Origin of the sequence: Saccharomonospora iraqiensis subsp. paurometabolica YIM 90007 (assembly GCF_000231035.2) — a bacterium.
GTDB lineage: Bacteria > Actinomycetota > Actinomycetes > Mycobacteriales > Pseudonocardiaceae > Saccharomonospora > Saccharomonospora paurometabolica.
On the sequence record NZ_KI912260.1, the window covers coordinates 28,910 to 41,466 of the forward strand.

Annotated in this window: 7 protein-coding genes and 1 pseudogene; 3 read left to right on the forward strand and 5 right to left on the reverse strand. The window is 67.5% G+C overall.

Annotated elements, in window-relative coordinates; translation table 11 throughout:
• The 3 genes and pseudogenes from SACPADRAFT_RS29310 to SACPADRAFT_RS0222225 form a co-directional block, all read left to right on the forward strand.
• Positions 1 to 790: pseudogene (locus SACPADRAFT_RS29310) on the forward strand (hypothetical protein); the annotation flags it as partial.
• 306 nt (positions 791 to 1,096) lie between these two features.
• A complete protein-coding gene (gene rpoB, locus SACPADRAFT_RS0222220) occupies positions 1,097 to 4,588 on the forward strand; it encodes a DNA-directed RNA polymerase subunit beta (protein WP_007023248.1) in 3,492 nt (1,163 codons plus the stop codon).
• Positions 4,589 to 4,713: 125 nt separating this feature from the next.
• Complete coding sequence (locus SACPADRAFT_RS0222225) at positions 4,714 to 8,625, forward strand: DNA-directed RNA polymerase subunit beta' (RefSeq protein WP_007023249.1); 3,912 nt, start codon at positions 4,714 to 4,716, stop codon at positions 8,623 to 8,625.
• Between the two features lie 93 nt (positions 8,626 to 8,718).
• On the opposite strand, the gene SACPADRAFT_RS0222230 is transcribed toward SACPADRAFT_RS0222225, so the two are convergent.
• The 5 genes from SACPADRAFT_RS0222230 to SACPADRAFT_RS0222250 all read right to left on the reverse strand — a co-directional run bounded on the left by SACPADRAFT_RS0222230 (position 8,719) and on the right by SACPADRAFT_RS0222250 (position 12,365).
• Positions 8,719 to 9,339, reverse strand: a complete 621-nt coding sequence (locus tag SACPADRAFT_RS0222230) for a hypothetical protein (RefSeq protein ID WP_007023250.1) — start codon at positions 9,337 to 9,339, stop codon at positions 8,719 to 8,721.
• Positions 9,340 to 9,419: 80 nt separating this feature from the next.
• Entirely contained in the window at positions 9,420 to 10,559 is a 1,140-nt protein-coding gene (locus SACPADRAFT_RS0222235) for a WXG100 family type VII secretion target (RefSeq protein ID WP_007023251.1), read from the reverse strand.
• Between the two features lie 11 nt (positions 10,560 to 10,570).
• Positions 10,571 to 10,900, reverse strand: a complete 330-nt coding sequence (locus tag SACPADRAFT_RS0222240) for a hypothetical protein (RefSeq protein WP_007023252.1) — start codon at positions 10,898 to 10,900, stop codon at positions 10,571 to 10,573.
• Between the two features lie 18 nt (positions 10,901 to 10,918).
• Positions 10,919 to 11,740 carry a hypothetical protein gene (locus tag SACPADRAFT_RS0222245; RefSeq protein ID WP_007023253.1) on the reverse strand — a complete coding sequence of 274 codons (822 nt, stop codon included), beginning with the start codon at positions 11,738 to 11,740 and terminating at the stop codon, positions 10,919 to 10,921.
• Between the two features lie 43 nt (positions 11,741 to 11,783).
• Positions 11,784 to 12,365 (reverse strand): YbaB/EbfC family nucleoid-associated protein, encoded by a 582-nt coding sequence (locus SACPADRAFT_RS0222250; RefSeq protein ID WP_007023254.1) that lies wholly within the window; start codon positions 12,363 to 12,365, stop codon positions 11,784 to 11,786.
• Positions 12,366 to 12,557 lie beyond the last annotated feature (192 nt).

The following is a 12,557-nucleotide window of genomic DNA, read 5'->3' on the forward strand; positions in this document are numbered from 1 at the left end:
CACGGCGGGCGTCGGAACCGCCCCGCGGCCGGACACCGGGTTCGGGGACGGGCCGGATCCGGTGGCCGGGGCCGGTGGGGCGCAACGCCGCAGGCCCGGTTACCCCGTCGCGGTGGTCCTGCTCGTGTGCGCGGTGGGCTTCTCCGGCCTGGCGGTGCTGTTCGCCCAGCGCTACAGCGATGCCGCGGCGACGACCGGCAACGCCGCTCTGGTGGACGTCGCGACCACCGCCGAGGTCACGGAGGCCGTGAACGACGCGGCCGAGCGTCTGTTCTCCCTCGATCACAACAATCTCGGCGCGAACGAGAAGGCCGCGGACGAGTTGCTCATCAACGGGGACGTGCGCGACACCTACGAGGCGATGATGCGCGACGTGCGGCAGAAGGCGCCCGAGCAGAAGCTCGTCGTCACGACGACGGCGGTGCGCAGCGCCGTGGTGCGGCTGCAGGACGACACCGCCCGGGTCCTGGTCTACCTCGATCAGAGCGCCACCCGGACGGGCAACGACCAGCAGACCTCGGCGGCGGGCTCGGCCATGTGGTTCCGGGCGGAACAGCGCGACGGCACCTGGAAGATCGCCGACATGGACACCTACTCGGCGGGCCAGTCGATGGATCCGGAGTCGGGATCCGGTGAGTCGGGTCCGTCACAGCCCGGCCAGCAGCCACGTCCGGGTGATGCCGGAGCGGGACAGGGCGGCGACTCGTCGCAGCAACAGCCCTCCGACCAGCAGGAACAGCAGGAACAGGGCGGCGCGGACGGCAACGGGGGCGCGACCGACGGCAACTGACCGTGCGTCGGGCGGGTGTCGTCCGCCGATCGACGCTTGACTCAGCGTCCGCGGGGGTTCACGCTTACAGGCAGCGGAACGCCCCCACGGGGGCGAACCGACGACGCTGACCGAGGCTGGGCCCCGATCGGGTGTGCCCCCTCGACAACTGTCGTGTTCCGGGCTAGACTGCTTGTTTGCGCTGCCCACTTTCAGGCTGCCCATATGCGGTAGCTAGGATGGTCGGCAACACCGCACCCTTGACAGCCCGCGTTGCGAGTTGCTAGCGCGGCTGATCAACCAGCTATGTCCCCGGAAGGACGCATCTTGGCAGTCTCTCCCGCGAACCAGGCCACTGCTGCGACCAACTCGATTCGACCGTCGACGGGCATTCCAGGAGCACCGAAGCGGGTCTCGTTCGGGAAGATCCGGGAGCCGCTCGGCACGCCGAACCTGCTCGATATCCAGGTTCGCTCCTTCGAGTGGTTCACCGGCTCGGAAGCGTGGTTCGAACGCGCGGTCAACGAGGGTGAGGAGAACCCGAGCGGCGGTCTCGAGGAGGTCCTCAGCGAGATCTCGCCGATCGAGGACTTCTCGGGCTCGATGTCGCTGTCCTTCTCCGACCCGCGCTTCGACGAGGTGAAGGCCTCCGTCGAGGAGTGCAAGGACAAGGACATGACGTACGCGGCGCCGCTGTTCGTCACGGCCGAGTTCGTCAACAACAACACCGGTGAGATCAAGAGCCAGACGGTCTTCATGGGTGATTTCCCCGTGATGACCGACAAGGGCACGTTCATCATCAACGGCACCGAGCGGGTCGTGGTCTCGCAGGTCGTCCGGTCGCCCGGTGTGTACTACGACCAGTCCATCGACAAGTCGACGGACAAGGACGTCTTCAGCGTCAAGATCATCCCGAGCCGGGGTGCGTGGCTCGAGTTCGACGTCGACAAGCGGGACACCGTCGGGGTGCGCATCGACCGCAAGCGCAGGCAGCCGGTGACCGTGCTGCTGAAGGCGCTCGGCTGGAGCACCGAGGCGATCCGCGAGCGGTTCTCCTTCTCCGAGACGCTGCTCGCGACCCTGGAGAAGGACCACACGGCGGGCACCGACGAGGCGCTGCTGGACATCTACCGCAAGCTGCGCCCCGGTGAGCCGCCGACGAAGGAGAGCGCCCAGACGCTGCTGGAGAACCTCTTCTTCAAGGACAAGCGCTACGACCTCGCCAAGGTCGGCCGCTACAAGGTCAACAAGAAGCTCGGCCTCCAGCTTCCGTACGACAGCGGCACGCTCACCGAAGAGGACATCGTCACCACCATCGAGTACCTCGTCCGGCTGCACGCCGGTGAGGAGACGATGGGCGAGGGCGAGACCGAGGTGCCCGTCGAGACCGACGACATCGACCACTTCGGCAACCGCCGCCTGCGCACCGTCGGTGAGCTGATCCAGAACCAGATCCGGGTCGGCCTCTCCCGCATGGAGCGCGTGGTCCGCGAGCGGATGACCACCCAGGACGTCGAGGCGATCACGCCGCAGACCCTGATCAACATCCGCCCGGTCGTCGCCGCGATCCGCGAGTTCTTCGGCACCTCGCAGCTCTCGCAGTTCATGGACCAGGGCAACCCGCTGTCCGGGCTCACGCACAAGCGCCGGCTGAACGCGCTCGGCCCCGGTGGTCTCTCCCGGGAGCGCGCGGGCATGGACGTCCGTGACGTGCACCCCAGCCACTACGGCCGGATGTGCCCGATCGAGACGCCGGAAGGCCCGAACATCGGCCTGATCGGCTCGCTGTGCTCCTACGGCCGGGTCAACCCGTTCGGGTTCATCGAGACCCCGTACCGCCGGGTCGTCGAGGGCCGGGTCACCGACGAGATCGACTACCTCACCGCCGACGAGGAGGACCGCTACGTCAAGGCGCAGGCCAACGCGCCGCTGAATGACGACGGGACCTTCTCGGAGGAGAAGGTCCTCGGGCGGCGGAAGGGCGGCGACGTCGAGCTGATCGACCCGCTCGACATCGACTACATGGACGTCTCGCCGCGGCAGATGGTCTCGGTCGCGACGGGCATGATCCCGTTCCTCGAGCACGACGACGCCAACCGTGCGCTGATGGGCGCGAACATGCAGCGTCAGGCGGTACCGCTGCTGCGCAACGAGTCGCCGATGGTCGGCACCGGCGTCGAACTCACCGCCGCGGTGGACGCGGGCGACGTGATCGTGGCCGAGCAGGCGGGTGTGGTCGAGGAACTGTCGGCCGACCTGGTCACCGTCATGCAGGACGACGGCGACCGCAAGACCTACGGGCTCTACAAGTTCCGCCGGACGAACGCGGGCACCTGCTTCAACCACCGCCCGGTGGTCAACGAGGGCGACCGCGTGGAGAAGGGCCAGGTCATCGCGGACGGCCCGTCCACCGAGGACGGCGAGATGGCACTCGGCAAGAACCTCCTCGTCGGCATCATGCCGTGGGAGGGCCACAACTACGAGGACGCCATCGTCATCTCGCAGCGTCTGGTGCAGGACGACGTGCTCACCTCGATCCACATCGAGGAGCACGAGACCGACGCGCGGGACACCAAGCTCGGCGCCGAGGAGATCACCCGGGACATCCCGAACGTCTCCGAGGACGTGCTGGCCGACCTCGACGAGCGCGGCATCGTCCGGATCGGTGCCGAGGTCCGCGACGGCGACATCCTGGTCGGCAAGGTGACCCCGAAGGGTGAGACCGAGCTGACGCCGGAGGAGCGGCTGCTGCGGGCCATCTTCGGCGAGAAGGCGCGGGAGGTCCGGGACACCTCGCTGAAGGTGCCGCACGGGGAGACCGGCAAGGTCATCGGCGTCCGGGTGTTCTCCCGCGAGGACGACGACGAGCTGCCGCCCGGCGTCAACGAGCTCGTCCGCGTGTACGTGGCCAAGAAGAGCAAGGTCCAGGACGGCGACAAGCTCGCGGGACGGCACGGCAACAAGGGCGTCATCGGCAAGATCCTCCCGGTCGAGGACATGCCGTTCATGGAGGACGGCACCCCGCTCGACGTCGTGCTCAACACGCACGGCGTGCCGCGCCGGATGAACATCGGGCAGATCCTCGAACTCCACCTCGGGTGGCTCGCCTCCCAGGGATGGAAGATCGAGGGCAATCCCGAGTGGGCGGCCAAGCTCCCCGAGGAGCTGTACGACGTGGAGCCCGGCACGAACACCGCCACGCCGGTGTTCGACGGTGCCCGCGAGGAGGAGCTCACCGGGCTGCTCGCCTCCACCAAGCCGAACCGGGACGGCGAGCGGATGGTCCGGGAGGACGGCAAGGCCGTCCTGCTGGACGGCCGGACGGGCGAACCGTTCCCGTACCCGGTCGCGGTGGGGTACATGTACACCCTGAAGCTGCACCACATGGTGGATGACAAGATCCACGCGCGGTCCACCGGCCCGTACTCGATGATCACCCAGCAGCCGCTGGGTGGTAAGGCGCAGTTCGGTGGTCAGCGCTTCGGTGAGATGGAGTGCTGGGCGATGCAGGCGTACGGCGCGGCCTACACGCTGCAGGAACTGCTCACCATCAAGTCCGACGACGTGCTCGGCCGCGTGAAGGTGTACGAGGCCGTCGTCAAGGGCGAGAACATGCCGTCGCCGGGCATCCCCGAGTCGTTCAAGGTGCTGCTGAAGGAGCTGCAGTCGCTGTGCCTGAACGTCGAGGTGCTGTCCAGCGACGGGGCCGCCATCGAGATGCGTGACTCCGACGACGAGGACCTGGAGCGCGCCGCCGCCAACCTCGGCATCAACCTGTCCCGCAACGAGTCGCCCTCCGTGGACGACGTCGTGCAATGACCCAGCCGCCCGGTGGGGAGGGCCACCACCCTCCCCACCGGGTAGCCGAACCCCTCTAGCCGCCGTGGGGACCGGGGAGCGATCGCCCCGGACCCTCGAGAAGAATCCCAAGGGGATGCAAGAACGTGCTGGACGTCAATTTCTTCGATGAGCTCCGGATCGGCCTCGCCACCGCCGACGACATCCGCCAGTGGTCGTTCGGCGAGGTGAAGAAGCCGGAGACCATCAACTACCGCACGCTCAAGCCGGAGAAGGACGGGCTCTTCTGCGAGAAGATCTTCGGGCCCACCCGTGACTGGGAGTGCTACTGCGGTAAGTACAAGCGGGTCCGCTTCAAGGGCATCATCTGTGAGCGCTGTGGCGTCGAGGTGACCCGCGCGAAGGTCCGCCGCGAGCGCATGGGCCACATCGAGCTCGCCGCACCGGTCACGCACATCTGGTACTTCAAGGGCGTGCCCTCGCGCCTCGGGTACCTGCTCGACCTCGCCCCGAAGGATCTCGAGAAGATCATCTACTTCGCGGCGTACGTGGTCACCAGCGTGAACACCGACCTGCGGCACAATGACCTGCCGACGCTGGAGAACGAGATCAGCGTCGAGCGGAAGAACATCGAGGCCCGCCGGGACTCCGAGATCGAGCAGCGCGCGCAGAAGCTGGAGGCCGACCTCGCCGAGCTGGAGGGCGAGGGCGCCAAGTCGGACGTGCGCCGCAAGGTCAAGGAGGGCGGCGAGCGCGAGATGCGCCAGATCCGCGACCGCGCCCAGCGTGAGCTGGACCGGCTCGAGGAGGTCTGGTCGACGTTCACGAAGCTGGAACCGCGCCAGCTCATCGTGGACGAGCAGCTCTACCGTGAGCTCTACGACCGCTACGGCGAGTACTTCACCGGCGGCATGGGCGCCGAGGCGATCCAGAAGCTGGCGACCGAGTTCGACGTCGACGCCGAGGCCGAGTCGCTGCGCGAGGTCATCCGCAACGGCAAGGGCCAGAAGAAGCTGCGCGCGCTGAAGCGGCTGAAGGTCGTCGCCGCGTTCCAGTCCACCGGCAACGACCCGCGGGGCATGGTGCTCGACGCCGTTCCGGTGATCCCGCCGGAGCTGCGCCCGATGGTGCAGCTCGACGGCGGGCGGTTCGCCACCTCGGACCTCAACGACCTGTACCGCCGGGTCATCAACCGCAACAACCGCCTCAAGCGGCTGATCGACCTCGGCGCGCCCGAGATCATCGTCAACAACGAGAAGCGGATGCTGCAGGAGGCCGTGGACGCGCTGTTCGACAACGGCCGCCGCGGACGTCCGGTCACCGGGCCGGGCAACCGTCCGCTGAAGTCGCTGTCCGACCTGCTCAAGGGCAAGCAGGGCCGGTTCCGGCAGAACCTGCTCGGTAAGCGCGTCGACTACTCCGGCCGGTCGGTCATCATCGTCGGCCCGCAGCTCAAGCTGCACCAGTGCGGCCTGCCGAAGGACATGGCGCTGGAGCTGTTCAAGCCGTTCGTGATGAAGCGGCTGGTCGACCTCAACCACGCGCAGAACATCAAGTCCGCCAAGCGCATGGTGGAGCGGGCCCGCCCACAGGTGTGGGACGTGCTGGAAGAGGTCATCAGCGGCCACCCGGTGATGCTCAACCGTGCTCCGACGCTGCACCGTCTGGGTATCCAGGCGTTCGAGCCGCAGCTGGTCGAGGGCAAGGCGATCCAGCTGCACCCGCTGGTGTGCGAGGCGTTCAACGCCGACTTCGACGGTGACCAGATGGCCGTGCACCTCCCGCTGTCCGCGGAGGCGCAGGCCGAGGCCCGCATCCTGATGCTGTCGGCGAACAACATCCTCTCGCCGGCCTCCGGCCGTCCGCTGGCGATGCCGCGTCTGGACATGGTCACCGGCCTCTACCACCTGACCAGGCTGGACGAGAACGCCGCGGGTGCCGGGCAGGCCTACTCGTCGCCGTCCGAGGCGATGATGGCCTACGACCTCAAGGAACTCGGCCTGCACGCCCCGGTCAAGATCCGTGTCCGGGACCGGCAGCCGGGCCGGGACGTCGAGCCCACGCTGCGGGAGAACGGCTGGGAGCCCGGGCAGTCCTGGGTCGCCGAGACCACGCTCGGCCGGGTCATGTTCAACGACCTGCTGCCGGCGGACTACCCGTTCATCAACCAGACGCTGTCCAAGAAGCAGCAGGGCGCGATCGTCAACGACCTCGCCGAGCGCTACTCGATGACACAGGTCGCCCAGACGCTCGACGGCCTCAAGGACGCCGGGTTCCACTGGGCCACCCGCTCCGGTGTCACGGTGGCGATCTCGGACGTGCTCGTCCCGCCGGAGAAGCAGGACCTGCTGGAGCAGTTCGAGGCCCGGGCGGCGCAGGTGGAGAAGCGCTACCAGCGTGGTCAGCTGTCGCACACCGAGCGCAACAACGAGCTCGTCAAGGTGTGGGGGCAGGCCACTGAGGACGTCGCGCAGGCGATGGAGGAGCACTTCCCGGACGACAACCCGATCTCGATGATCGTGAAGTCCGGGGCGGCGGGCAACATGACCCAGGTCCGGTCGCTGGCCGGGATGCGTGGTCTGGTGTCCAACCCGAAGGGTGAGTACATCCCGCGGCCGATCAAGGCGAACTTCCGTGAGGGCCTGTCCGTGGCCGAGTACTTCATCGCCACCCACGGTGCCCGGAAGGGGCTGGCCGACACTGCGCTGCGGACCGCCGACTCCGGCTACCTCACCCGTCGTCTGGTGGACGTCTCGCAGGACGTCATCGTGCGCGAGACCGACTGCGGCACCGGCCGCGGCATCACGATGACGATCGGCGACCGGCTGCCGGACGAGCGCCTGGTGCGTGCCGAGCACGTGGAGACCAGCGTCTACGCCCGCAGCCTCGCCGCCGACGCGGTGGACGAGCAGGGCAACGTGGTGCTCAACGCCGGGGACGACCTCGGCGACCCGGCGATCGAGCGGTTGATCTCGGCGGGCATCAGCAAGGTCAAGGTGCGCAGCGTGCTCACCTGCGAGTCCTCGATGGGTGTGTGCGCCACGTGCTACGGCCGCTCGATGGCGACCGGCAAGCTCGTGGACGTCGGCGAGGCCGTCGGCATCGTCGCCGCCCAGTCGATCGGTGAGCCCGGCACGCAGCTGACCATGCGGACCTTCCACCAGGGCGGTGTCGCCGGTGACGACATCACCACGGGTCTGCCGCGTGTCACGGAGCTGTTCGAGGCCCGTGTGCCGCGGGGCAAGGCGCCGATCGCGGACGTCGACGGCCGGGTGCGCATCGAGGAGAGCGAGCGGTTCTGGAAGATCACGCTCATCCCGGACGACGGCAGCGAGGAGATCGTCTTCGACAAGCTGTCCAAGCGTCAGCGTCTCGCGCTCGGGCCGAACGGCCCGCTCGCGGACGGGGACCATGTGGGCGTCGGCCAGCCGCTGTTGGAAGGCACCCCGGACCCGCACGAGGTGCTGCGGGTCATGGGCCCGCGGGACGCCCAGATGCACCTGGTGGACGAGGTCCAGAAGGTGTACCGGGCGCAGGGCGTGTCGATCCACGACAAGCACATCGAGGTCATCGTCCGGCAGATGCTGCGCCGCGTGACGATCATCGACTCCGGCACGACCGAGTTCCTGCCCGGCGAGCTGCCCGAGCGCACCCGCTTCGAGCAGACCAACCGGCAGGCGGTGGCCGAGGGCGGCGAGCCCGCCTCCGGGCGTCCGGTGCTGATGGGCATCACGAAGGCGTCGCTGACCACCGACTCGTGGCTGTCGGCGGCCTCCTTCCAGGAGACCACCCGCGTGCTCACCGACGCGGCCATCAACGGCCGCAGTGACTCGCTGGTGGGCCTGAAGGAGAACGTGATCATCGGTAAGCTGATCCCGGCGGGCACGGGCATCAACCGGTACCGCAACATCCAGGTGCAGCCGACCGAGGAGGCCCGGGTCGCGGCCTACGCGATCCCGTCCTACGACGACGGCTACTACACCCCGGACGTGTTCGGCACCGGCACCGGCGCCGCGGTCCCGCTGGACGACTACGACTTCGGCCGCGACTTCCGCTGAGGTCGCCGGCTCACGTCGAATACGAAGAGGGGCCCCGCCCGGTGTTGGCGGGGCCCCTCTTCGTATCTCGGGGTCGCGACGCTGCTTACCTGCTCAGCCGTGCACCGGCCCGAGGAGCATGTCCAGGTCGGCGAACAACCGTTTCCTGGTCAGCCGTCTCCCTCGGTACTCGACCGAGCGCAGGCCCGAACCGCTGCGAAGACCGTGCTCCGGTAGGCGCTCAGCCGAGTCGAGAACCGAGAAAATGTCCGACTCCCAATTCAGGAACGTCGGATACAGGGCCAACCGTTGGTCACTGCACGACCCGGCCGACTGCTCCGGAACATACTCCGCGGGGGGACGAGCGGTGGTCGCCAGAGTCGCCACGTAGTCGTACCGCCAGGCATAGGAGGGCTCCCCGGGATGCCCACTGGTGCGCGTGACGCGGACGCGACGTTCTCGGACGTGAAAGGACCGCCCGTGGTGTTGTCCGAGTATCTCCAGGGTGGTGTCGGGTGGTGCGGTACCACTCCAGCCGAGGTTATCGTGGTCGCCGTAGGCCGATCGTCCGACTTTCACCAGCCAGCCGCGCTCCCGCGCGAGTCTCCGCGCACCCACGAGTGTGAACAGCGCGGCGGACAGCCTCAGGTATGCCCACAAGCCCAGCGCGAAACCGAGTACGGCGAGGAGAACCCAGCCGAGTGGATGGTCCGGAAGCCAGGTTGAGGGTGTCATCGTGCCTTCCTCGTGTGTCACCGGAGGATGATGGTCGGCCGCCCGTCGGATCCCCCCGTTTCGAGTTGGGTGCGCCCGACTCAGATATCGAGATAATCCTCGGTCTCGGCGGCTGACTGATCGTCGCCGGTCCGGTCGTATTCGGCACCCTTCGACAGGTTGGACTGGTTACGCAGGACCTTGTCGGCCCCGGCGTTGGTTCCGACACCGGCACCGACCTGAGCGGCTGCGGTGTCGCCGGCCGCACTTCCCATCGACTGCCAGAACCCTTGTTGCACCCGTTCGCCGATCATGCCGTCGGTACCGCGGAGTTTGTCCATGGGCTGTCTCCACGGCATTTTCGATGCGTCAGCAAGATTGTCGTCGGCCTGGGTGGCGCGTGTCCGTTTGGCTTCCATGGCGCGCCGGAAGCCGTCCCGGAAATTGCTGGCCCGGTTGCGCAGGGAACGCAGGAAGTTCAGAAAGTCGTCGAGCAACTTGCGCAACCGTGCGACCATCCGAGCTACCCGAGAACCGGTGGTGGCCACCCGCGCGGTGGTGCTCGCTCCGGCTGCGGCGGTCGAGGCGCCTGCCGTGGGTACCGCGGCTGCCAGCGCGGGTATCCAGATCATGATCAGCCAGGTGACGAGCTCGGTGAGGATCGCCTTGATGAAGTCCTCGATCACGGTCATCACCATGCTCGACATCTGGAGCAACTGCGCGATCTCTCCAGCTTGTCCCGCCACGCCATCGATTCCCTTGGCGAATTCGCCGAGCTTGGTACCGGCGGCTTCCGAGGCGTCCCCTCCCCAGTTCGACAGCGAGGACTCGAGGTCCTCCCGGAACTTGTCGCGCAGTTCCGTGAGACCTTTTCCGATTTCGTTGAAGTTCTCCGCCGCCTGCGAGAGTGCCGGGCCGTCACCGCTCACCCAGTGAATGGCGTCCTGGATCGGCCCGACCACGCTGATCAAGAAATTGAGCCCCTGCCCGACCAGCCAGCCGATCGGGTCGGTAGCTATTCCCATCGCGGTACCGGCGCAGGACTGGATGAAACCGGACGCTTCGCCCTGGAGCGCTTGTATCTCGCTTCGCGTCACATCACCGTCGGTCAGCTTCTCTGCCGCACCGGCCGCCTTGACGGCGTTGCCCAGTACCGGTATGGATTCCAGAGCCTGGGTGCCGGTGGACTTGTCCCCGGTGGTGACCTCGATGCCTCCGGCCGTGTGTTTCTGTTCCGCCACTTCTGCCCCCGTCAGACGGTCTTCTGCTCGTCGAACTGCAGCGCAATACCGTTCAGCAGATCTCTGATCCCTTCCTCGTTGCGCCGGTAGCCCTCCGCGGCCTGCTTGAACTTCTCAGCTCCGCTCTGCAGCCCCTGGTCGAGTTGACCGAACAACTCCTTGAGATCCGCCAGCATCTCCGAGTACTCGCTCTTCACGAAAAGTCCGACGACTCCCCACGATTCATCCCCGACGTCGACCGTGTCCACCAGCCCACCGATCGCCGTGGCTCGTTCTCGCTGGTTCGACAATTTGTCCGCGTAGCGGCGGAGGTCCTCGTCATCGACGACGAAACCGGTCATGGAAACTCCTTCGTTGTGTCACGTGTTGGCTGATGCCGTCGTCTCGCGGGACGAGTCCGATCGTGCACGGAAGGCGGCGACGGCGAGCAGTGCCCCGGGCACTGTCAGCACCGCGGCGATGACCATCCACAGGGCGGCGTCCAGCGTCGAGGTCAGGAAGGGGTAGGGCCACCACGGCCCGATGGCGAGATTGACCACGGTCCCGGGTTCGGGGACTGCGCCACCCAACCACCAGATCTGATCGGCGTAGTGCTCGCTGCCTCCGAGTTCGTAGGTACCGCTGACCGTGTTGCGCGAGGAATTGCCGGAAAAGCTGCTGGTGATGCGAAGCGCGACCCGTTCGCCGTAGTCGAAGAAGTAGGCGGCGCTGTTGACCACCAGGTTCACGGCGATCACGAGGAACACCAGTCCGCCACCGCCGAGCAGTAGCTGCGGCCAGATGGGATCGACCGGCCCCCCGGAACGGCGTTTCCGAGCGGCGCCGATCAGCATTCCGCCGAAGGTCACGACAAACGGAATCACGACCAGCACCAGTACGATCGTGATGATGCCTTCGATGCCGACAGCGGCGTAGAGCCAGGTGATCGTGACCGCGACTCCGAGCACCCAGGCCAGCGTCGTACATGTGGCGGCGAGACGGCGTCTACCCGGGTCCCGGTCGTCCGGGGCCGGGGCGACCGTGGCCGGCGTTTCGGGTTCGTCCCCGGTCTCCGCGGCGGGCTGATCGCCCGTCTCGACCGGGACGGTCCTGGGCCGGACCCGGCTGCCGAGTAGGCCCAGGCCGACCACCAGCGCGTAACCGAGGACCACGATCGCCGGAAGTGTCTCTTCGAACGTCATGCGGTTTACCGTGCTTTCGTTGTGCGGTGGTGATCCGCCCCGCTCAGCGTTCGTCGTCGAAGAGGTTCCGCAGGAAGTCGTCGCCGGCGGAACCGCCGTCGTCCGCGGGCGGCGGTGTGGGCGGGGCCGGGCGGTCGTCCTCGTCGGCGCCGAAGAGGTCCTGCTGGGAGTAGTCCTCGTGGATCTCCTCCTCGGGCGGGGTCGGCCGTGCGGGGCGGGCCTCCTCCATCCGCGCGCGCAGGTCCTCGGGGGAGGTGCCGAACAGCTGTGCCTGGGTCTCGACCACCTGGTCGGTGGTATTCAGCTCCCCACCCATGTGCTCGTCGACGATCGTCGCCTGTTTGCGCGCGGCCTCGGCGACGGCCTCCTGCAGCGTCGACATGATCGACGACGACAGCTCCTGCGGGGAGCGCGTCAGCGCCTTGTCGGTGAGCTGGATGTCCTTGACCGACCCTCCGGGGCCGGCGACCACGGTGATCGCACGGTCGGCCGAGCTCGCGGTCGCCTCGAGATCGGCGAGCTCGGTCTGCATCCGACCGACATCGGCGAGCTGGTCGTCGACGTTGCGGATCTTGGACTGGAACTGTTCGAACTGGGCGACGAGCTGCTCGAACTCGGCGGACACTCCTGCCTCCCCGATGGATGGATTCTCGTGTAGGTGATCGGACACGGTGCGCGACCAATGATGGACCACGCGGCCCCCGTTCCGGCGCGGGATGGGGTAAGCTGGGATGGAAAAGACGTCCGCCGGGCTCGCATCGAGGGTCTCAGCGACCCCCGATGTGGTAGCTCTGAGCATGGGCGGGTATCTTTGACG